At 68.8% G+C, this 18,808-nt stretch carries 22 protein-coding genes and 1 pseudogene; 5 read left to right on the top strand and 18 right to left on the bottom strand.

Translation table 11 applies throughout. The features are described from left to right. Nucleotides 1-250 precede the first annotated feature (250 nt). From ACI769_RS17125 to ACI769_RS17090, 8 genes are all read right to left on the bottom strand, one after another. Nucleotides 251-1,165, bottom strand: a complete 915-nt coding sequence (locus ACI769_RS17125) for an NADP-dependent oxidoreductase (RefSeq protein WP_188524004.1) — start codon at nucleotides 1,163-1,165, stop codon at nucleotides 251-253. Nucleotides 1,166-1,252: 87 nt separating this feature from the next. Further along, complete coding sequence (locus ACI769_RS17120; RefSeq protein ID WP_188524003.1) at nucleotides 1,253-1,684, bottom strand: cupin domain-containing protein; 432 nt, start codon at nucleotides 1,682-1,684, stop codon at nucleotides 1,253-1,255. 96 nt (nucleotides 1,685-1,780) lie between these two features. Further along, entirely contained in the window at nucleotides 1,781-3,718 is a 1,938-nt protein-coding gene (locus ACI769_RS17115; RefSeq protein WP_211934248.1) for a cation-translocating P-type ATPase, read from the bottom strand. Between the two features lie 315 nt (nucleotides 3,719-4,033). Beyond that, nucleotides 4,034-4,453 (bottom strand): hypothetical protein, encoded by a 420-nt coding sequence (locus ACI769_RS17110; RefSeq protein WP_211934247.1) that lies wholly within the window; start codon nucleotides 4,451-4,453, stop codon nucleotides 4,034-4,036. Between the two features lie 469 nt (nucleotides 4,454-4,922). Next, a complete protein-coding gene (locus ACI769_RS17105) occupies nucleotides 4,923-5,162 on the bottom strand; it encodes a heavy-metal-associated domain-containing protein (protein ID WP_154795784.1) in 240 nt (79 codons plus the stop codon). Nucleotides 5,163-5,292: 130 nt separating this feature from the next. Beyond that, nucleotides 5,293-6,114: a Crp/Fnr family transcriptional regulator gene (locus ACI769_RS17100; protein WP_225563477.1), complete on the bottom strand. Its 822-nt coding sequence runs from the start codon at nucleotides 6,112-6,114 to the stop codon at nucleotides 5,293-5,295. A gap of 79 nt (nucleotides 6,115-6,193) precedes the next feature. After that, the gene (locus ACI769_RS17095; RefSeq protein ID WP_168631482.1) at nucleotides 6,194-6,415 is read right to left on the bottom strand and encodes a hypothetical protein; all 222 of its coding nucleotides are present in this window, start codon (nucleotides 6,413-6,415) and stop codon (nucleotides 6,194-6,196) included. Nucleotides 6,416-6,485: 70 nt separating this feature from the next. Further along, nucleotides 6,486-6,992 carry a hypothetical protein gene (locus ACI769_RS17090; protein WP_211934246.1) on the bottom strand — a complete coding sequence of 169 codons (507 nt, stop codon included), beginning with the start codon at nucleotides 6,990-6,992 and terminating at the stop codon, nucleotides 6,486-6,488. 89 nt (nucleotides 6,993-7,081) lie between these two features. Between ACI769_RS17090 and ACI769_RS17085 the strand changes: the two genes are divergently transcribed. After that, the gene (locus tag ACI769_RS17085; RefSeq protein ID WP_409142025.1) at nucleotides 7,082-7,585 is read left to right on the top strand and encodes a hypothetical protein; all 504 of its coding nucleotides are present in this window, start codon (nucleotides 7,082-7,084) and stop codon (nucleotides 7,583-7,585) included. Nucleotides 7,586-7,788: 203 nt separating this feature from the next. Here ACI769_RS17085 and ACI769_RS17080 read toward each other — a convergent pair whose 3' ends face one another. Both ACI769_RS17080 and ACI769_RS17075 read right to left on the bottom strand, forming a co-directional pair. Continuing rightward, nucleotides 7,789-8,181: a hypothetical protein gene (locus ACI769_RS17080; RefSeq protein WP_211934245.1), complete on the bottom strand. Its 393-nt coding sequence runs from the start codon at nucleotides 8,179-8,181 to the stop codon at nucleotides 7,789-7,791. A 124-nt stretch (nucleotides 8,182-8,305) separates the two neighbouring features. Continuing rightward, complete coding sequence (locus tag ACI769_RS17075; protein ID WP_211934244.1) at nucleotides 8,306-9,031, bottom strand: hypothetical protein; 726 nt, start codon at nucleotides 9,029-9,031, stop codon at nucleotides 8,306-8,308. Between the two features lie 54 nt (nucleotides 9,032-9,085). Here ACI769_RS17075 and ACI769_RS17070 point away from each other — a divergent pair, with 54 nt between their 5' ends. Together ACI769_RS17070 and ACI769_RS17065 are read left to right on the top strand one after the other, a co-directional pair. After that, on the top strand, nucleotides 9,086-9,499 hold the full coding sequence (locus ACI769_RS17070) for a tyrosine-type recombinase/integrase (RefSeq protein ID WP_244985818.1): 414 nt from the start codon (nucleotides 9,086-9,088) through the stop codon (nucleotides 9,497-9,499). A gap of 179 nt (nucleotides 9,500-9,678) precedes the next feature. Continuing rightward, entirely contained in the window at nucleotides 9,679-11,430 is a 1,752-nt protein-coding gene (locus ACI769_RS17065; RefSeq protein ID WP_211934242.1) for a tyrosine-type recombinase/integrase, read from the top strand. Nucleotides 11,431-12,389: 959 nt separating this feature from the next. On the opposite strand, the gene ACI769_RS17060 is transcribed toward ACI769_RS17065, so the two are convergent. Continuing rightward, nucleotides 12,390-13,439, bottom strand: coding sequence for a hypothetical protein (locus ACI769_RS17060; protein ID WP_211934241.1), 1,050 nt, complete (start codon nucleotides 13,437-13,439; stop codon nucleotides 12,390-12,392). A gap of 464 nt (nucleotides 13,440-13,903) precedes the next feature. On the opposite strand from ACI769_RS17060, the gene ACI769_RS17055 reads away from it, so the two are divergent. Further along, nucleotides 13,904-14,197 (top strand): hypothetical protein, encoded by a 294-nt coding sequence (locus tag ACI769_RS17055; protein ID WP_211934240.1) that lies wholly within the window; start codon nucleotides 13,904-13,906, stop codon nucleotides 14,195-14,197. Between the two features lie 322 nt (nucleotides 14,198-14,519). Here ACI769_RS17055 and ACI769_RS17050 read toward each other — a convergent pair whose 3' ends face one another. The 6 genes from ACI769_RS17050 to ACI769_RS17025 form a co-directional block, all read right to left on the bottom strand. Beyond that, on the bottom strand, nucleotides 14,520-14,720 hold the full coding sequence (locus tag ACI769_RS17050) for a hypothetical protein (RefSeq protein ID WP_034652959.1): 201 nt from the start codon (nucleotides 14,718-14,720) through the stop codon (nucleotides 14,520-14,522). Beyond that, the gene (locus tag ACI769_RS17045; protein ID WP_211934239.1) at nucleotides 14,717-15,256 is read right to left on the bottom strand and encodes a hypothetical protein; all 540 of its coding nucleotides are present in this window, start codon (nucleotides 15,254-15,256) and stop codon (nucleotides 14,717-14,719) included. The genes ACI769_RS17050 and ACI769_RS17045 overlap by 4 nt, the downstream gene beginning before the upstream one ends. 10 nt (nucleotides 15,257-15,266) lie before the next feature. Next, entirely contained in the window at nucleotides 15,267-15,614 is a 348-nt protein-coding gene (locus ACI769_RS17040; protein WP_034652955.1) for a ribbon-helix-helix domain-containing protein, read from the bottom strand. After that, nucleotides 15,614-15,892, bottom strand: a complete 279-nt coding sequence (locus tag ACI769_RS17035) for a hypothetical protein (RefSeq protein ID WP_034652953.1) — start codon at nucleotides 15,890-15,892, stop codon at nucleotides 15,614-15,616. The genes ACI769_RS17040 and ACI769_RS17035 overlap by 1 nt, the downstream gene beginning before the upstream one ends. Nucleotides 15,893-16,004: 112 nt before the next feature. After that, nucleotides 16,005-16,700, bottom strand: coding sequence for a GNAT family N-acetyltransferase (locus ACI769_RS17030; RefSeq protein ID WP_211934238.1), 696 nt, complete (start codon nucleotides 16,698-16,700; stop codon nucleotides 16,005-16,007). Nucleotides 16,701-16,874: 174 nt separating this feature from the next. After that, nucleotides 16,875-17,336 carry a hypothetical protein gene (locus ACI769_RS17025; RefSeq protein ID WP_034652949.1) on the bottom strand — a complete coding sequence of 154 codons (462 nt, stop codon included), beginning with the start codon at nucleotides 17,334-17,336 and terminating at the stop codon, nucleotides 16,875-16,877. Nucleotides 17,337-17,757: 421 nt separating this feature from the next. On the opposite strand from ACI769_RS17025, the gene ACI769_RS17020 reads away from it, so the two are divergent. Continuing rightward, nucleotides 17,758-17,979, top strand: coding sequence for a hypothetical protein (locus ACI769_RS17020; protein WP_024841845.1), 222 nt, complete (start codon nucleotides 17,758-17,760; stop codon nucleotides 17,977-17,979). Between the two features lie 24 nt (nucleotides 17,980-18,003). On the opposite strand, the pseudogene ACI769_RS17015 reads toward ACI769_RS17020, so the two are convergent. Next, a pseudogene (locus ACI769_RS17015) lies at nucleotides 18,004-18,574 on the bottom strand (recombinase family protein). Nucleotides 18,575-18,808: the final 234 nt, after the last annotated feature.

Below are 18,808 nucleotides of genomic sequence, written 5' to 3'. Positions count from 1 at the left end.
GACTATGGAACAACGTGCCGGTCGTGCGTACGGGTACGGACACGCCGGCAGCTCACACTCCCATGCACGCAGCACCGAACTTGCAGGTCACCTGTGCACGCGACTTCGGGATCTGACACTTGCGCCGTTATATGGCGGGGTTCTATCGGGGTTGTGTGGCGGCCGGGTCAGCTGACGCCGATGACGAGGGTGCTCGCGGTGCTACCGGGCCCGGCCCAGGTGCTTCACATGCGCAACCGGTCAACCCGCGTCAGGCGTTGTGAGGCTGGATGACGATCTTGCCGGTGGCGTGGCCGCTCTCGACCGCAGCAATGGCTTCGCCCGCATCCTCCAGCGGGTAGAGGGCCGAGACGTTGGGGTCGACGAGGTTGTATTCGATGACGCCGGTGATCTTCTCCAGTGCCTCGGTGGTGCGCTTCAGGGGACTGCCGCCGAGCTCGGTGACGGTGTCGGGGTCGGCGGCGGAGATGATCCTGGCCGGGTCGGTGACGAGTCCGGCGACCTGACGCAGGGCATCGCCACCGACGAGGTCCAGGATCAGGTCTACCCCCTCGGGGGCGATCTGGCGCACCTGGTCGGCGACATTTGCACCGGAGGGGATGAACGTTGCTCCGGTGGCTTGAACGATCTCGCGCTTGGCCTGCGAGGCGATGCCGATGACGGTGAACTGGTGGACCTTGCCGATCTGGGCGGCCATGAGTCCGACACCGCCGCCGGCCCCGAGGATGAGGAGCTGCTGGCCGGGCTCGAGCTCGATTTGGTGGGTGGCGTCGTAGGCGGTGGCCCCGGCGACGGGGATGGTGGCCGCGTCGGCGAAGGCGATCTCGTCCGGCTTGGCCACGGCATCGGTAGCGCGCACGAGGGTGTCCTCGGCGAAGGCGCCGTAGTCCGGGACCACAGGGCCGAGGATCTCGTCGCCCACGGCGAAGCTTTCGACTCCCTCACCGAGGGCGGTGACGACACCGGAGACCTCCTGACCCATGGGGGCCGGCAACGGCTGGTCCCGACGGTAGCGGCCGGCGCGGATCTTGTAGTCGACGGGGTTGACACCGGCGGCGCGGACCCGGACGGCGAGCTCACCGGGGCCGGGCTGCGGCGCTGGACGGTCGATGAGTGCCTGGGTCTCGGGGCCGCCGAAGTCGGTGAATACGTACACCTTGGACATGGGGTTCTTCTCCTTCTGCTGTGTGTTCGAAGCGGGTGAGACAGGTGCGGCCAACAGCCGCTGAGTTCGCTGCGCGGGGATGGCCGGTCAGGCGGCGGTGGGAGGTTCGTCCTGGCCAGCGGCCTCGGCGGCGTCGGCTTCTTCCTTGGTGGGGTAGGCGCCGTCGGCCGCGTGCTCGGGCGGGGAGTAGATGGTGTAGAGCACGAGCGGCTCGTCGCCGGTGTTGCGGAAGTTGTGCCGGGCGCCGGCGGGGACGGCGCACTGGTCACCGGCCTCGATCGGGTGGGTATGGCCGTTGAGGTCGGCCTGACCGGCCCCGCTGACGAAGGTCAGGATCTGGTCGGTGTGCTCGTGGACCTCCTCACCGATCTCGCCACCGGCGGAGATCGTCATGATGACGATCTGGGCGTGCTGGCCGGTCCACAGCACCCGGCGGAAGTCGGGATTGTCCTGGGCGACCCGCGCGATGGTGAAGTGCTCGACGTTGCCCTCGATGGTGAAGTGTTCTTCGTTACTCATGATTCCTCCTGTTGTGGTTGTGCCGGGCTTACCCGGCGGTGATACATCCGCGCCTGGCCGGGACGGTGGATGAGGCGTCCCGCCCGGGGTAGAGGGTCAGGACCGGACCGCAGCTGGGATCGGTGCGGCGGTGGCTGGCGCGGAAGGTGTCGCCGTGGTGCTGGTGGTGTCCTGGTGGCGGCGCAGCAAGCGCATGGCGTTGACGATCACGACCAGGACCGAGGCTTCGTGGACGAGCATCCCGATGGACATGGTCACTCCGCCGAGCAGCACTCCGGCCAGCAGCACGGCCACGGTGATCAGGGCGATGGTGATGTTCTGGCGCATGTTGTTCACGGTGCGCCGGGCCAGGCCGATCGCTTCGGGGAGCTTGAGCAGGTTGTCGCCCATGAGGGCGATGTCGGCGGTCTCTACGGCCACGGCCGAGCCGGCCGCACCCATGGCTACGCCGATATCGGCGGTGGCCAGGGCCGGGGCGTCGTTGACGCCGTCACCGACCATGGCCACGACGTGACCCTGACGCTGCAGGTCCGCGACCGCGTCGAGCTTGTCCTCGGGCAGCAGGCCGGCGCGGACCTCATCGACCCCGGTCGCCGCACCAACTGCCTTCGCCACCAGCGGGGCGTCACCGGTGAGCATGACCACCTTCTTCACCCCGGCGTCGTGCAGACGGGCGACCATCTGCGCCGCGTCGGGACGGACCTCATCAGCCACCGCGACCACACCAGCCACCGCATCCTCCACGGCCACGATCATCGCCGTCCTGCCCGCTGCGGCGAGCTCCTCAGCGGCCTGCCCGGCGCCAACAGTGTCCGCGACGCCGTACTGCTCCAGCAGCGCCACGTTGCCGATGAGGACCCGGCGCCCGCCGATGGTGGCAGTGATGCCCTTGCCAGGCACGGGCTCGGTGAACTCGGGCAGCCCCGACGTGGCCAGCCCCTCCGCGGCTGCTGCCTCCAGGATGGGTCGGGCGAGCGGGTGCTCGGAGCCGGCCTCGGCCCGGGCTGCCCAGGTCAGCACCTGGGCGCGATCCATGGCTGGGGCCAGGACGACGACGTCGGTCAGGTGCGGGCGGCCCTTGGTCAGGGTGCCGGTCTTGTCCACCGCGACGGCGGTGATCTTGCCGGAGGTCTCCAGGTACTCCCCACCCTTGATGAGGATGCCGTCCTTGGCGGCCCGGCCGATGCCGGCGACGATGGAGACCGGGATGGAGATGACCAGCGCGCCGGGGCAGCCGATGACCAGCAGGGTCAGCCCGAGCACGACGTCACCGGTGAGCAGGCCCACCACGAGGGCCAGGACCATGATGGCCGGGGTGTACCAGGCGGAGAACCGGTCCATGAACTGGGCGGTCTTGGCCTTGGCGTCCTGGGCGTCCTCCACGCGGTGGATGATGCGGGCCAGCGTGGTGTCGGCGCCGATGCCGGTGGCGAGCACCTGGAGGAACCCACCCTTGGCGACGGTTCCGGCGAAGACGTGGTCGCCCTTGGACTTCTCCACGGGGATGGACTCCCCGGTGATGGAGGCCTCGTCCAGGGCGCCGGTGCCGGCCACGACCTCGCCGTCCACCGGGACCTTAGCGCCGTTCTTGACCAGGACGATCTCGCCCATGGCCACGCTCGCAGCGGGCACCTCCACCTGCACGCCGTCGCGCATGACCACGGCCACGTCTGGGGCCACGGCCACCAGCTCGGCCAGTGCCGAGCGGGTCTTGTTCAGCGTTGCGGACTCCAGGGCGTGCCCGATGGCGAAGAGGAAGGTCACCGCGGCGGCCTCCCAGTACTCCCCGATGATCACCGCGCCGATCGCGGCCACCGAGACCAGCAGGTCGATGCCGATGACCCGGGCCATGAGCGCCCGGGCTGCCTTGGTCACGATCGGGGTACCCGCGACCACGGCGGCGGCCACCATGAAGGCGTTGCTCCACGCATCGGAACCGAGGCCGCGGGCCACGAAGAACGAGATGAGGATCAGCGCCCCGGAGACCACTGGGATCGCCCACCTGCCGTACCACCACTGCTGCAGCTTGTTCATAGCTGTTCGACCTTCCTGTAGCTGTCCAACGCCAGTTCGGGGTGCTGACAACGACGTTATGAAGATCGGCACCGGGCAACCATGACCGGCGTCAATCAACCGCACACCCATCCGTGCACCGCCGCCGGGGCTGCTCTAGCGTGCTGGCGCAATGAAGAGCGTCACCGCCGAGTTGATCGGCGGTGACGCTTAGCTGGTCCGGCTCAGAATGCGACCGGACGAGCCACGTAGCCTCGGCCCGCGGGCGCCCATGACCACACCCCAGTCCGCGGGGCCCGTGGGGCCGGGTGTCACGCGCATGGCGGGACGGCCCCGTCAGGTTCGCCTGGTTGCCAGTTCCTCCACCATCAGGCCCAGACCGCTACCGAGCATGAAGACGTCCCGAGCGATCCCCATGCCAGCCGGCGCTGGACGGATTCCGTCATCACGGGTGAACCCTGGCGTCTTGAGGTACCCGGCCATCAATGCGGCCGAGAATCCACTTAGGCCGGCCGCGGCCACCCGGGTGGGTACCATCGGGGCTAGTAGCGCCGTGCCCAGAGCGATCTCGAAGGTCGACAACGCCTTCCCGAAGCGGACCGGGTCCATCTTCTTCAAGAACGGGAACGCGTTGGCGGCCTGGTCCCGCAGCCCCGTTGCCCCGTCGACGTCCAATGACCGCTTAGTGATTCCGGTGTTCAATATGAAGGCCCCGCTCGCCAGGCGCGGCGGGACATGGTGAAGCTTGACGCTCATAGCAATCTCTCCTGAGTTCTTGGGACGTGGGTCTACCAGCGGTTCACACGTGAGAATGCAGCGGGCAGGCTTCCGCTGATCATTGACGGGCCCGGCGGCCCGGTGCGGCTCTGATGGGTGGCGGGATGACGCCCGGGCAGTGCGCTCGCGCTTGGTCTGGGCACCGGTCGACGTCCCTGGTCGCCCTAGTGGAGGCGGGTCCTAGCTGTCCTCCGAGATAACGCTTGCGGTAACGCCGGCACCGCCGACGGTCACCAGGATGTCCTCGACGTCCAAGCGTCGGGGGTCGTAGTCGACGTCAACCCGGTGCGAGTGCAGATCGATGTGCACGGCCTGCACCCCGGAAGACGCTTCAGGTGCCGGTTGATGTCGGTGGCGCACGAGGGGCAGAAAAACTCGCCCAGGCGCAGCTGCAGGTGCGCCGCCTGTGCCATGACGCTCACTGTCCTTCTCCTTGGCGCGGCGGGCGTCAGAACGCGGCAGGCTTGGCGACGTACCCGGCCTTGCCCACAGCGGCGATCAGGTCCTCGACGCTGGCCTTGGCCGGGTCGTGGTCGACCTCGATGCGTGCCGAGGCGAACTGGACCTTCACGGCGCTGACGCCGTCCAGGCGTCCGACACGCTTCTCGATCTTCGCCACGCAGGAGGGGCAGGAGAAGCCTTCGGCGCGCAGGGTCGTGTGGGTGGTGGTGGGAGCGGTGGTGCTCATGGTGTGTTCCTTCCTTCTCTGACGAGGTCTCACCCTTCTTGGGTGCTGACTACGACGTTACGAGCGGGCCAGGAACCGAACCATGACGTGCATCAATCAACCGCAGCAGACGTGAGAGAGTCCTCGCCCCTCAGGCACTGGCGGCCACGGTGGCGAGCAGACGGTCGCCGTCCAGGATGGCGGTCCATCTGCGGCCGGAGTCGATGATGCCGTCCTTGCGGAGCTGGCTCATTACCCGGGAGACGGACTCCGGTGTCGAGCCGGTCATGCCGGCCAGGTCAGTGCGAGACAGCGGCAACTGGATCAATGTGGCACCGGAGGAGCTGTCCTGGCCGAACTTCTCGGCTAGGCGCAACAGCGTGGTCGCTACCCGCTGGGCGACGGTGGCGGTGGATTGCGCGGTGACGTCCGCACGCGCTTGCGCTAGCAGCGCGGTGACGTCGTCCACCACCCGTAGGGCGACCTCGGGGTGTTGCGTCATGACATCGCGGAAAGCGCGTGTGTCGATGCGTAACGCGCAGGTGGTGGTCAGGGCGCGAACGGTTTCGGGGTAGGTGGGCTGGCCCAGGGTGTGCATGCCTCCGAAGAGGTCGCCAGGGGCCAGGAGATCGACGACGACGTCCTGGCCGTTCGGGGTCGGGCGGGAGACCTTGGCGCGCCCGGCTGCCATGACGTAGAGATGTTCGGCCACGTCGCCGGCTGTGTAGAGCGGGTCGTCCTCAGCCCAGGACAGCGAGACCATGCGGTGGTCGATACCGACAAGATCCTCGTGGGACAGACCGGCGAAGAGCGGCACCTGGCCGAGAACCTTCATGCGTACCGGCAATGGACAGTGATGGGGCTGGGCGCAGGTTGAGCGCAGCGGGACTCGTCGTCGGCCAGGTGCGCCGGTAGCCGAATTGACCGGGGAGGATGCACCGTGCGATGCGGCGGAGCCGGGTTCGCTGCTCACGATTGCCTCCTGAAAGTGATGCTAGATGCGCCGAGACGAATAAGCACGTGCTTCGTCTCATTATTGGTAGCCGTAATGGTCAGGCGAGCGTGTATTCGCCCGCCTCCTGCACGGCTGCCTCGATGGCCGAGCGGTTCAGCTCGACGTCGTCCTTGTGCTTGAGGATGATGCGCGCTTCGCCGTCGGGAATGATCTCGGTGGCGACGGCACCGATACCTGCCACGAGATAGAGCCTGTCCTTGATGGCCCGCGCATCCTCGGCTGTGGTCATGCCGGCGACGGTGTAGATAGTGCTGATCATGCCCTGCTCCTGTCAGATCCGGCCGTTGAACGCCTGCATCGCGGCGTCCTCACGGGTGCCGCCACGACCGTCACCGTACGCGGCGTAGTCGGTGATCCACTCGATGGACTTGATCCACTTGACCATCTTGTACCCTGAGGATCATCCGCACTCGCTGGCGGGTGATCTCGAGCAGGTCTGCGATCCGTGGGTTCGGCCAGCTCTCCCGTTCGGCGAGCACTCGAACGTAGTCGGCGCGGACCGAACGCGCGAGCGAGGCGCTGGCATCGTGGAAGCGCGCGGTCTCGTCGGCCAGCACCGCGAGCGATGCCACCGCCTCTGCGGAATGTGTGGGCCTGGGCTCGCCCAGCTCCGGCCAGTAGGTGCGGGGCTCCGTCCGAGCCTTGACCACGTCCTCCGGCGTCCAGCCGTGCGACGCGAGCCGCACCGCGTCGTCGGGGACCCTGGTCCGATAGCCCAGCACCTCGCGCCACGCATCGCGGTCGACGTCTGGCAAGTCGGCCGCACGCCACAGTGCATCGAAGTCGGGCCGCGGCCCTCCGGTGACGGCAACGGGTGCCGGCAGGCGTTCTGTCATCGCACATCCCCCTCGTTGACAATAGGTGTTTACGCCACGGTATAGCTCCCCGGGCGGCGTGTAAACACCTATTGTCGTGCGGGGGGCTGATGGCTCCCGAGGAGTGGCCTGTCGGGCCGCTCGGCGCCCGAGTGCCTGCCCCGATCGCGGTCGACGCGGTCGCGTGGTCCCAGGCCGGCGGACAGGTCCGGATGTGGGTCCTGTCGCGCACCCACCGGATCGCTGACGCGATCCGCGCCCTGGGCTCCGAGCCCATCGACGACGTCGCCGCAGCCGGGCAGTGGCCGGTGCTGACGCTCAAGCCGCAACCGGCGGCCGCCTTCGTGATCCCCGGCCAGATCGAGTTCGGCGGCCTGCTCGCCTTCCTCGGCGCGACGTGGGCGCTCATGGGTCAGCCCATGATCTCCTCGGCGCGCGAGATTATCCCCAACGGCAAGGCGGCACGCACCGCACGCCGTGCCGGCCGCGAAGCGCCGTCGGTGTCGCTCATCGACCTGCGACCGCTGCGCACCCACCACGACGAGCGAGACCCCACGGCCACCGGCCGTGTCTACCAGCATCGCTGGGTCGTGCGCGGGCACTGGAAGAACTAGCCCTACGGCCCGAATCGAGAACTGCGCCGCCCGACCTGGATCTCGTCCTACATCAAGGGCCCGGACGGCGCCCCGCTGCTGGCGACCGAGCACGTGCACATCTGGAGGCGCTGAGGATGCCGGTTCGTGAGGACCGCACCACCTCACCCGCCCCGTGCCGCGCCTCCGGGTGCGGGCGCGGGGCGGTGTGCTTCCCCGTGACCCTACGACTGGCCGACCGCGGCGCGATCGAGCGCGGGCGACGCCTGCGCCGCGCGCGCGGCGGCCGCGGACGCCCCAGCAACATGCTCGACAGCCAACGGCCCGAAGCCCTGGCGCTCGTCGACGATCTGCCACAGCGGCCAGATCGTGCCGTCAGCGACGTTCTCCCAGGCGTTGTGCTGGTGGCGGGTCCTGACCCATGCCTCGCCGTTTCGGTCCCGCACGCGGGAGTTCGAGCGAAGGTCCAGCGCCCGTGACCATGCCCCGACCGGCATGGCGTGGTGGATGCGGTCCCCGACCGAGGTCGGGGGCGCGGTGTGGCGGCACCCCAACGGGGCTGCGTCGCACCGCTCGCAGCGGGCCGCGTCGACGGACGTCGCGTTCTCGGTAGTCACTGGCTGCTCCCCCGGTGCCGGCTGGCGCTTTGGTCTGACGCACCCCAGTGTTCCGGGCGACGTCCGTCGCGGCATCACCCGAACGGGTAGTGCTCAACACCCAAACGGGGAGTCCTCAACAGGTCTAGAGGCGTCGGCACGTCGCCTCCCGGCCGGGGAAGTCTCGGTCCCAGCCCAGGTGACCGGCAGGAGGCAGGCCGCCAGGAGCGGGCCGGGGCCCGATGGGGTCGCGCGTCGTCCGGGCGACCAGGTCGTCTATCCGTGCGGAGAGGGTCCCCCGCTCATACCCGCGCGACGTCGACGGGGACACGACTCGGTCCGGGGCGCGGTCGATCGAGACCGCCGGCTCGGGGCGTGCAGCGGGGCCAGCGGTGGCCGCGCGCTGGAGCTCGCGGACGTACCCCGGGGCCCGGCGCGCGATCTCCTCGGGCATCGTCGCCAGACCCGCGGCCGCGTCCTCGCGGTAGTACCGCAACGACTCGGTCGACATCTCGCCTACGCGGTCGGCGCGCTCGAGCAGCGCGGAGCTGAGCGGGAGCAGCGCACCAGGCGCAGCGCGCCACGAGTTCCAAGAGCGGTGCCGCCCGTCCGACATCGTCGTCGACCACGAGTCAGCCGACGGTGCCTGCCAGGGCTGGAACCACGAACGCACGATCTTGCGATCGGTCTCCTCGAGCCCGGAGAGCTCGGCGTGCAGGACCGCGGCACCGCGCTCGACGTCGTACTCCCCCGCGCTCAGCGCGCGGGCCAGCCCGTCGACGACCGGCGCGATGGCACCCCACTGCCGCTCATCGCGGTCCGCCCACCGGGGCCGCTCGCCCCACGCATCCGGGTTCACCAACCACGGCATGTCCTCGGCCTTGGCGAACCACCACCGCTGCGGATGAACGCCAACGGTGCTCGGGTGAAGTCGGGCGAGCGGACGATTCCGGTGCATCCACGGCTCGTGCGCTCCTACGCGCAGTACATGTTCGACGAGTACGGGGCGCTGGATGCGGACCACGTGTTCGTGAACCTGTGGTCGGGCGAGCGAGGACGGCCCTGGAGGTACTGGAATGTCACCGACCTCGTCGCACGGTTGCGACGCCGCTCGGGAGTGCAGTTCACGGTGCACATGCTGCGCCACACCTACGCGACGCAGCTGCTGACCCGTGACGTGCCGGCCGAGGTAGTCCAGAAGCTCTTGGGCCACGCGTCGATCACCACCACGACCGAGACCTACGCCCATTTGAACGTCGATGAGGTCCGTCGCAGCCTCGAACGTGCCGGCTGGCTACCGGGCGCGGATGCTGTCTCGGCGGGGGTGGGTGCGCGATGAGCGTTGTCGCGCTCCCGGACGGCCAGAGTGCCAACGTCCCGGCCCGGCTGGCAGCGTGGGCGCGGACGCACGTGTCCTCGGACACCATCACGCTACGCCCAGGCGATCGGGTCGGAGGCGGGGCCCCCTGCACTGCACCAGGGTGTGCCCGCTCCATCTCGACCAGAGACCTGTGCTCGGTGCATCTGCAGCGCTGGATCGCCGCGGGGCGGCCGGTCGGAGAGTGGGATCGCGGTCCCACGGTCGACGCGTTGAGGCTGGACCTGTCGGCCCTGGCGCTGCCGTTGCGGTGGGAGGTCGCCTACGCGATCGCCCGGGCGCAGGAGGTCGACGAGTCGCCTCGAGTGCGCGAACGGACCCTGGTCCATCACCTCAGGGCGCTGCGCCTGTGGGACCAGGCATCGTTGCTCGACGCTGACGAGACCGCGTGGCCCATTAATGCGCGGACGCTCTACAACCAGGAGGAGCGGGGGGCCAAGCTGCGTGACCCCTTCCTCGTCTTCGCGATCGACGAGCTCGAGACCCTCTACGGCACCGCCACGCACGAGCACGAGTACCGGCGCGAGGTCTGGAGGCTGCGACGACTCGACGTGACCGGGCACGCGCGGAACTGGCTCTTCGACTTTCGACCAATCGTCCAACCGTGGCTGCGAGACGCAGCACGAGCGTTCCTGCGGTCGCGACGCACGAGCGAGTACTCCCCGTCCGGGATGCACCGCGACCTGCTGACCATTACGCGCCTAAGTCGAGCACTCACCCAAGCAGCCGGCCCGTCAGCTCGACCGAGGGATCTCACCCGAGCCGTGCTGGGACGCTTCTTCACCCTGCTCATCGAGGACGGCCTGTCACCCAACGGCAGGCGCCTGGCACTGAGTTCAGCACGGGTGTTCCTGACCACGGTCCGGCGTCACGGATGGGCACCCGGGATCCCGGCCGACAGTCTCATCCACCCCGAGGACGCCCCGCGGCACCGGGCGTTGGCCCCGCGGGCTCTTACCGAACAGGTGATGGCCCAGCTCGAGGACGAGGCGAACCTGGACCAGCTCACCGACCCGCGCATGAGGTTGCTGTTTCCGCTGCTCATGCAGACCGGTCTGCGCCTGAACGACGCGCTGAAGCTCCCTACTGACTGCGTCACCACTGACGCCGCTGGGGCGCCGTACCTGCGCTACACCAACCACAAGATGCTGCGCGAGGCCCTCGTCCCGATCAGCGCCGAGCTCGCGCAGTTGATCCACGCTCAAGCCGCCCGGGCACGAGCGTCACACTCACCCGCCGCCGTGCTGTTCCCCCGCACGCGCGACAACGCCGCCGGTACCCGCCCGCTGAGCGTGGGCGCGGCAAGGGCCGAGCTCGCGAACTGGATCCGGCGCTGCGACATCCGCGACGACTCCGGCGAACTCGCGAAGGTCACCGCGCACCAGTTCCGCCACACCCTGGGCACGCGCCTGATCAACAACGACGTCCCCCAAGAAGTCGTGCGCCGCATCCTGGACCACTCCAGCACCGAGATGACCGCGCACTACGCACGCCTGCACGACACCACCGTGCGCCGTCACTGGGAACGCGCCCGAAAGGTCGACATCCACGGCAACACCGTCGCCCTCGAGGCCGACAGCCCACTCGCCGATGCCCGCTGGACCCGGCACCACGTCGAACGCGCAGCGATGACCCTGCCCAACGGGTACTGCGGGATGCCCGCCCAACGCACGTGCCCGCACGCCAACGCGTGCCTGACCTGCCCCCTGTTCCTGACAACCCCGCAGTTCCTACCCGAGCACCGCAAGCAACTCGCCCTGACCGTCGCGCTCGTCGACCGCGCCACCGAGGCCGGCCAGACCCGCCTCGCCCAGACGAACCAGCAGGTCGTCGACAACCTCACCACGATCATCACCGCACTCGAAACAGAGGAGTCCCCGGATGAGGGCTGACAACACCCACCACCTACGCGCCGCAGCCCAGCGCCGAGCCCGCGACACCCGTGCCCGCGCCGACGAAGCCCTCCGAGTGCTGCAGGCCAGCGATCGGCCCCCGAACGTCTCTCTCCTCGCCCGCACTGCCCAGGTCACTCGATCCTGGGTCTACACCCAACCCGACCTGCTGGACGCGATCCACGCGGCCCGTGACGGAAGGGCCCGACCACGCATGGGTACCACCATCACCCCAGCCACGGCCGAGTCCATGCGTCGCCGACTCGAACTCGCCCACGTCCGGATCACCGAGCTGACACGACAGAACCGCGACCTGCGCCTCCAGATCGCGAGCTTGCACGGTGAACTTCGCGCCGCACAGTGCACCGCCTCACGTGTCGGTGACCTCACCCCCGGGGGGTGAGGCGCATGCTCTGGACCATCACCACGGGAGTCAGCTCCGGCAAGGCCCGTAGACAGAGGCTGATCGAATGACGGTCCCCGTCGTAGACCTAGGATGTGTATGACGACAGTCCGTCCATCCGTCTGCCCGTCCGCGCGAGGGGAGCGTTCTTGAACGAGATAAGCGCGAGGATGTCGATCGCCATTGTGCTCACATTGGTGTCGCTCGCATCCCTGGTTGCCCTACTATTCCCAACATACGCGGCACTTCGGGCGGGAGACGGTGTTGAAGGCGCGTGCCTCGACCGACATTCACAAAGCACTGCCGGGGCAATACAGGACCTGCCGATCAGAGCCGAAGTGAGTTGGCGTGACGCGACGTTGCGTTGTGAATGGCCGGGTGTCGAGGGTGACGTGAGCCAGATCTTTGTTCTCGCGGCACCTGCGCGGCAGGTTACGCTAGCGTGCCTGTCGGTTGCGGCAATTGGCGGTGCGGTGGTCGTCGCATTATATGCAGGCAAGAAGATGCGGCCTGTCGCCGGATCGGCGACAGGCCGCAATTGCTCTTCAGTCGTCGACTAGAGCTGCACGCACCCAGTCGAGATTCCTTCCTTCCACTCAACAACTGTGCTGGGTTGTGTTGTAAAGGTGCACGTAGGCACCCGAATGTTCCGGTGCGCCCCGACGATCGGCATCGATTGAGACCCTGGGCCAGGGAACGGCCGGTTCACGTTGATGCCCATGCAATCGCTCTGCGCGATCATTCCGAGGTCATTGCAGTCATTCGAAAGCGCTTGAGCCGTCGCGGACATCGGGCTCCCGGAGACGTTCCCACGGTTTGTCCGGATGATCGTCTGCAGCGAACCGACCCCGTTCTGCATGCGAATCTCCTGAGGAGAACCGAGGCCAATCGCCATGGACTGCCGGTTGCAAGGGTCAAGATCCGCATTGGAGTCGTAGTACGGCGAGATCTGCGTCGTCGTGCTTGCATCTGACCCTTCGTAGACGGCCCACGAATGGACCCCGCTCGACGACGGGTATGTTTGTGTGGCGAAGAATCCGTTCTGGAACCCAGAGGGGCAGCTCGGCCTTGTCCCAGAGTAGTTGTAGTTAAACTGGGAGACATCTATTTCGATGCCCCAATCCCAGTGGAGTTGACCAGGACTGCGCCCATTCGCCCAGGTGTTGTAGGTATAGACAACTGCTCGGCCATTAATGTCCGTCATCGCAGCGATCTCGGTGTAGCCGGGACCCCAAGTCGGCGTTCCGCTCGCGAAAGGTTGAATTGCGGCTTTCTCCTGAGCCCTGAGGGCGCCGCGCTTGAACGCAGCGTCGGCTCGTGGATTTCTGGGAGCCTCGGCATGGTGCTCAGGTAGGCTCTCTGCGATCGCTAACGCCCGGTCAAGAGTGTCACCTGCGGCCTGTCGTGCATTCGCGACGGGCGGCTCGGTTACTTCAAGTGAGACGATCTGCGGCGTCGTTTCGAAGTCAAGCGCGAAGTCATTGAGAAACGCGTCGCGCGGGTACTCGGCGGACGGGAAGTACTCGCCTTCGATCCCTGCCTGCTGGAACCGGAAGGAGGCTGGGTCGACGCCCAGAGTGTTGACGAGCTCGTCCGCGTCACTCAAGCTCACAGGGTGCGGGAGGGAGATGGTGAGCCGCTCGCCCGCCTCGGCGCTCGACGCCGGAGGGGTCTGAGCGGTCGCGACCCCGACTGTTCCCATAGGGACGCTGAATAGGAAGACAGACATTGCTGCGGCTGTTCGTCGGCGATTGGCTAGCAATGAAACCCCCTAGGTCAGGTGCGGACACCGCAAAGGTAGCGGACTCGTGCGGTCGTTCGCGACCGGATGTCTCGATGAGGGCACATGTCTCTGCGCCCAAGCCGCGACCGATGTTGACAACGGGCCTTCCTCCGATCGACGCGCGGAAGCATGCGGCAAGCAGGAGGCGCCGACTGTTCGCTGCCGAGCGCGCAAGGCGGCTCCCGACCCTTCCGCGTCGTGGACAGTGTCAACTACGCGGCAGGGACGGCGTACCAACGGAATCCGAGACTTGCTCAAGGGAACTGGTGTTCGAATACGATTGTGTCGTGGGTACTCGTCGACGTCCGCCTCCGGGCGGCTGGCCGTCCGGCATCGAGACGGTCCCGATGCGTGACCACGCCGAGGAAGCGCCCGAGCTGGCGCGGCGCGGCGTGGCGATCGTGCGCCCGGCCGAGGGCATCCCGGTGCGGGCGTGGGTCACGCAGCGCCAGAGCGGCGAGGCGCGCGTCGACGGCGAGGCCGTCGCGTGGGCGGGCCGTCAGGTCCACGTGCGCTACGTGTCCCCGGCGGGACGCGAGGGGTGGGCCTGGCTCTGGGCTGACGCCGTCGAGCGGCGGTGAGCAGCTGGGCCCGCGAACGTAGCGAACCCCGATCGCGCAGGGGGCAGGCGATCGGGGTTCGTTGCGGGTGAGCGTACCCGGCCGGCCCCACCCACACGACGAAGCCGGCCCGCACCACAGGGGGCGGACCGGCCTCGGGTCGTTGTGCGATCCGGCAACGCGTAGACCTCCGCCGGCGCCGCGGCGCCGACACGTCGATGCAGGTCAACGCGCTGGGCGCGCGATCGCGCGCGAAGGGCGTTGTGGTCGATCTACAACAGGACGACGCCCGCGACGAAGATCCCGAGCCCTACGACCAGGGCGCCGCTCGTCACGTTCGTGCTCATGCTGTCCTCCCCTGCCCGTGCTCCTCGGCACGGCCCTCGACTCGAATACCGGTCAGTCGCTCTCCGTCGCGCACCTGCTCGTAGAGCATGGCGCGCGCACCCTCGTACGTCGCGGCCTCGACCGCGACCTCGCGCACGGGACCGTCGGCCGGCTCCCCCGGCTCGGGCACGGCCTGGTAGGCCCCGTGGACGATCACGGCCGCTCGCTCGTCTCGGCGCGCAGCTCGACGAGCACGTGCGGGCTCGTGAGGCAGGCGTCGTCGTGGTCGTACTGCACGGGGACCATGTCCGGGTGCTCGGCGCGCACGTCGGCCGCGACGGCGCCCGGGTCGACGGTGCCCGTGCGCCCGTTGTCCGTCCGGCGCACCCGGGTGCCGGGCACGAAGCCCTTGACGACCGGAGCCCGCTCCGCGTCGACGACGTCGACCTGCTGGATCGAGTCCGCGAGGTCGAGCAGGTCTCGCCACCCACCGGCGCGGTCGATGAGGTCGTTTGCCTGCGACCAGGTCGCCTGCGCGTGCCGCTGCTCTTCGGTGGCCATGATCGGGTTCCCCAGCCCGTCCGTCGTCATCTTCCGCTCGAGGTCGCGCAGGTCCGTCGCGGCCGCCGCGCGCATCACGCGCAGCGCGGCCGCGAGGTCTGCCGGGTCGACCGCGTCGGCCAGGCGCGCGGCCACGAACTCCGTGGCCACCACGCTCGGCCACACGAGCGCCTTCGTCGGCTCGTTCGTCATGGGCTGCTCCTCAGCTCGCGTGGCGGTTCAGGTACTCGCTGGCGGCGGCGCGCAGCACCTCGGAGACCGAGCGGCCCTCCGCGGCCGCGACGGCGCGCACCTGGTCGTCGAGCTGCTTCGGTGCGCGGACCTTCCACATGGGCGACTCGCCGGGCGTCGCGTCCAGCGACGGGCGCCCGGCCGAGCGCTCCACGAGCGCAACGTCGCGCGCGCCCTCCGCGGCGTCGTCGAGCAGGGCGCGCACCGCATCGCGGCTCGCTGTCGTGCCCCGGCGCACCACGGCGCCCGGGCGGATCGTCGGCGCGTCGGACTCTGCCCACGCGGCGAGGTCGTCGTACTTCTTCTCGGTCATCGTCATCACTCCCCTTCGTTGTCCAGCAGAGCCAGGAACTTTGGCCGCGCGATCATCACGTGGAAGATCACCACGTCCCGCGGCGGCACCCGCTCGGCCATCACCTCGAGCAGATCGCCCCCGAGCCGCCTCGGCGGCCCGATGTACAGGTCCGGGCGAGACGCGCCCTCGACGCGAGGCTCGTCGAACTCCTCCACGACCAGGTAGTGGTTCAACATCGCGTGCAACGCGTCCTCACGGGCGATCCCGTGCTTGTCCGCACTGCCCGTCCACCTGATCGCCATACGGAATATCGTACTACGGAACTGACCATTTGTGTAGTACGCAATCGTGGGACTTGGTTGGCTGCCTACCTTGAACACTCCCGGCTGCGAGGCGGCGGGCTCGCGGCCTCGCTCAGCTCGGGCCGGGCTCGTGCGTGCGCCGGCCGTCGTCGTCGACGCGCACCCGCGGGCACACGAGCTGTCCCCCGTCCTCGGGGACGAACGTGAATGCTCCCCGGCACTCCTTGCAGAGGGTCCGCTCGGCGTAGTGCGCCCAGAGGTCCAGGTAGAACCAATGGCCGTTCACCTGCTTCACGTGCAGGAGCGGAGAGTTGGTCGGCCGCCGCGCCGGCAGCCCGGTGTTGTGGGGCATCACGGTCAGCCCGGCCCGGCGGTAGAAGTCGGCGCTGCCGTTGCGGTCGTCGACGAACCCGTCCAGGTACCGAGCACCGACCTCGAGCGCGTGCATCGCCGCGAACTCGCGCAGCAGTCCGGTTCCCACGCCCATTCCTCGGCAGCCGTCGACGACGAAGAGGCCCGACACGATGCGGTGCGCGCTCGCGAACAGGCGCGCGGTGTGCGGATCCGCGGCCGCGATCGCGGCGTAGTACGGCGTGTCGAGCACGATGGCGCCGTAGAGCTCGCTCTGGGTGTCGTCGGTGGCGGCGATGATCGCGCCCGCGGCTGGCGCTGGCCCGTGCCCCTCGAACAGCGCGTCGAGGCGCTCCTGCGCCCGCGCCGTCGCTCGTTCAGCGTGATCGGCGTCGTAGCCGACGATCGCCCGCTCGGCCGCCTCGAGGACGAACCGCACGTCCTGTTCGTCCTGCACGTACCCGTACCGCATCGTCCCCCCGGCTCACTTGGCGTCGCCCCGACTCTGCCACGGTCCTCCAACTCGGCGGCCGTGCTCAGCCAAGTGCGTGGCGCGCGAAGGGCGGCAAGGGCCGATTCTGTGCCCCTGCCGCCCCATGTGACCGCCGGGTTTCCCCGTCAGGCTGAGTAGTCAGTCGTGGTAGACCTTGTTGACGTGGACGGTGCCGCGGAAGTCGGCGTAGGTGTTCTTCGGGACCGGGACGCAGCCCAGACCGTACGCGGCGCACACGGTCGCGTTCACCGTGGTGGTCCCCTCCATGCCGATCGCGTCCCACCCGGCCCAGAAGTTCGATGTCTCACCGTGGCCGGTGACCGCGATGCCGTTGTACGGGGCCCACGGCGGTGGCCCCCACAGGCAGGACTTCGCCGCACCACCGGAGTTGCAGTGTCCACCGACCGTCAGGGCGTACGGGGTGATCGCGGGCTGACGCTCCTGCACCGAGGTGTAGGTGAGCGTGTTGAAGTCGACCTCGATGTAGAGCGGGGCGCCTGAGGACAGCAGGTCCACCTCCGCGGGGTCGAGATTCTGCACCAGGTGGGATACCTGGGCGTCGGCCTCCGCCTGCCCCTCGGCGGCGATCGAGACGCCCACCGGTGTGTCGTAGAACTCCAGTTCTGAGACTTCGAGCTCGACAGGTTCCTCAGGGATCTCGGGGCCGACGTCGGCACCCGCTACCGCGACCGGTCCCCCAATGATGACCGCTGCCGCAGCCAACCCGACCGGGATTGCTCTCCACTTGCTCAAGCTCATCACGTCCTTGTGAATCGATGGGTTCGGTTGGAGATTGCGTCCTCAGGCAAACATGCACGGTTGCCCGGCGCAATCGGAGCCCTCGGCGGCGCTCACCGCAGGTTGCTCAGCGCCAGGCGAGGACATAGTGCCGGCAGTAGCCTGGCGAGACACGACCTCTGGGGGTCCCCCGATGATGCCGATCAACCCGGTACCGCTTCCCACCCGCGACGCCCTGCCTGAAACCGGGCCCACGAGGTGGTCACGGGGAGGTCGCTGGCGGATGGCGTCGTTCATCCTCGACGTCGTGGTCCTGCTGCTCGCTGTGGTCGTGTACACAAGCGACCGGGACAACTTTGCCGCCGTGATTCTCCCCGCCGGAGCAACAGCACTCGCCGTCGCGCTCGTCGCACTCGCACGCTCGTCCGGCTCACGAGGACAGGCGATCGTCCTCACCCTGCTCGCGGCCGCGCCCCTCGCATGGGCGCTGCTGGCTCCCGCCTGACGTCAGCGGCCCCGGGGCAAGAACTCATACGTCGAGCGAAGCCAGGTGCCGGTAGAGGGTGTCTCGGGAGACGCCGAGCGCGCGGGCGACGGCGGCACGGGACTGTCCACCGGCGAGCGCGACGCGCGCGGCCGCGACGCGGTCCGGCGTCATGACGCTCGGGCGGCCGCCTACGCGGCCTCGGGCGCGCGCGGCCGCGAGGCCGTCGAGCGTGCGCTCTCGTGCGAGGTCGGCCTCCATCTGCGCGACGGCGGCCAGCACGTGCACCATGAGCCGCCCCGCCGCGCTCGAGGTGTCCAGGGTCTCCGTCAGTGATCGCAGCGTGACGCCGCGCTCGGCGCACGTCGCGCACCAGGCGCGCGACGTGCGCCGCCGACCGGCCGAGCCGGTCGAGCTTCGTCACGACGAGGGTGTCCCCCTCCCGCAGCTCCGCGAGGACCCGCGCGAGCTCGGGCCGGTCCTCGCGGGGCCCGGAGGCCTTTTCCACGACGACGTCCCGCTCGTCGACGCCGCCGGAGCCGGTGAGCGCGTCGACCTGGGCGGTGAGGTTCTGCGCCGTGGTGGAGACCCGGGCGTACCCGTAGGTGTGTGCCATGGCGGTGACGGTAGCGAAAACCCCCGGGTCGCGTTCTGCGACGCCGGGGGTTTTCGGACACTAGTTCTGCGACATGTTCTATCGGCGTGTCGCGACGGCGTCCGCGCCGTACGGAAAACGGTCAGTTTTGCGGTGTCTGACAACCTTGTAGGAAGTCGCCAAGTTCGTGCGAGAAGCGGCGGGGGTGCGGCGGGCCGGTCGGTGAGACGCTGAGATCGGATGCTCGGGCGTCGG

This window comes from Cellulosimicrobium sp. RS (assembly GCF_046159675.1).
Lineage (GTDB): Bacteria > Actinomycetota > Actinomycetes > Actinomycetales > Cellulomonadaceae > Cellulosimicrobium > Cellulosimicrobium funkei.
This window is presented reverse-complemented; position numbering and strand designations above follow the sequence as displayed.

Excerpts from the sequence above, each read along its gene's own strand:
- ACI769_RS17125 (WP_188524004.1), bottom strand. The coding sequence starts at position 1,165 with ATGTCCAAGGTGTACGTATTCACCGACTTCGGCGGCCCCGAGACCCAG.
- ACI769_RS17120 (WP_188524003.1), bottom strand. The coding sequence starts at position 1,684 with ATGAGTAACGAAGAACACTTCACCATCGAGGGCAACGTCGAGCACTTC.
- ACI769_RS17115 (WP_211934248.1), bottom strand. The coding sequence starts at position 3,718 with ATGAACAAGCTGCAGCAGTGGTGGTACGGCAGGTGGGCGATCCCAGTG.
- ACI769_RS17110 (WP_211934247.1), bottom strand. The coding sequence starts at position 4,453 with ATGAGCGTCAAGCTTCACCATGTCCCGCCGCGCCTGGCGAGCGGGGCC.
- ACI769_RS17105 (WP_154795784.1), bottom strand. The coding sequence starts at position 5,162 with ATGAGCACCACCGCTCCCACCACCACCCACACGACCCTGCGCGCCGAA.
- ACI769_RS17095 (WP_168631482.1), bottom strand. The coding sequence starts at position 6,415 with ATGATCAGCACTATCTACACCGTCGCCGGCATGACCACAGCCGAGGAT.
- ACI769_RS17090 (WP_211934246.1), bottom strand. The coding sequence starts at position 6,992 with ATGACAGAACGCCTGCCGGCACCCGTTGCCGTCACCGGAGGGCCGCGG.
- ACI769_RS17085 (WP_409142025.1), top strand. The coding sequence starts at position 7,082 with ATGGCTCCCGAGGAGTGGCCTGTCGGGCCGCTCGGCGCCCGAGTGCCT.
- ACI769_RS17075 (WP_211934244.1), bottom strand. The coding sequence starts at position 9,031 with ATGCCGTGGTTGGTGAACCCGGATGCGTGGGGCGAGCGGCCCCGGTGG.
- ACI769_RS17045 (WP_211934239.1), bottom strand. The coding sequence starts at position 15,256 with ATGACGAACGAGCCGACGAAGGCGCTCGTGTGGCCGAGCGTGGTGGCC.
- ACI769_RS17040 (WP_034652955.1), bottom strand. The coding sequence starts at position 15,614 with ATGACGATGACCGAGAAGAAGTACGACGACCTCGCCGCGTGGGCAGAG.
- ACI769_RS17035 (WP_034652953.1), bottom strand. The coding sequence starts at position 15,892 with ATGGCGATCAGGTGGACGGGCAGTGCGGACAAGCACGGGATCGCCCGT.
- ACI769_RS17020 (WP_024841845.1), top strand. The coding sequence starts at position 17,758 with ATGGCGTCGTTCATCCTCGACGTCGTGGTCCTGCTGCTCGCTGTGGTC.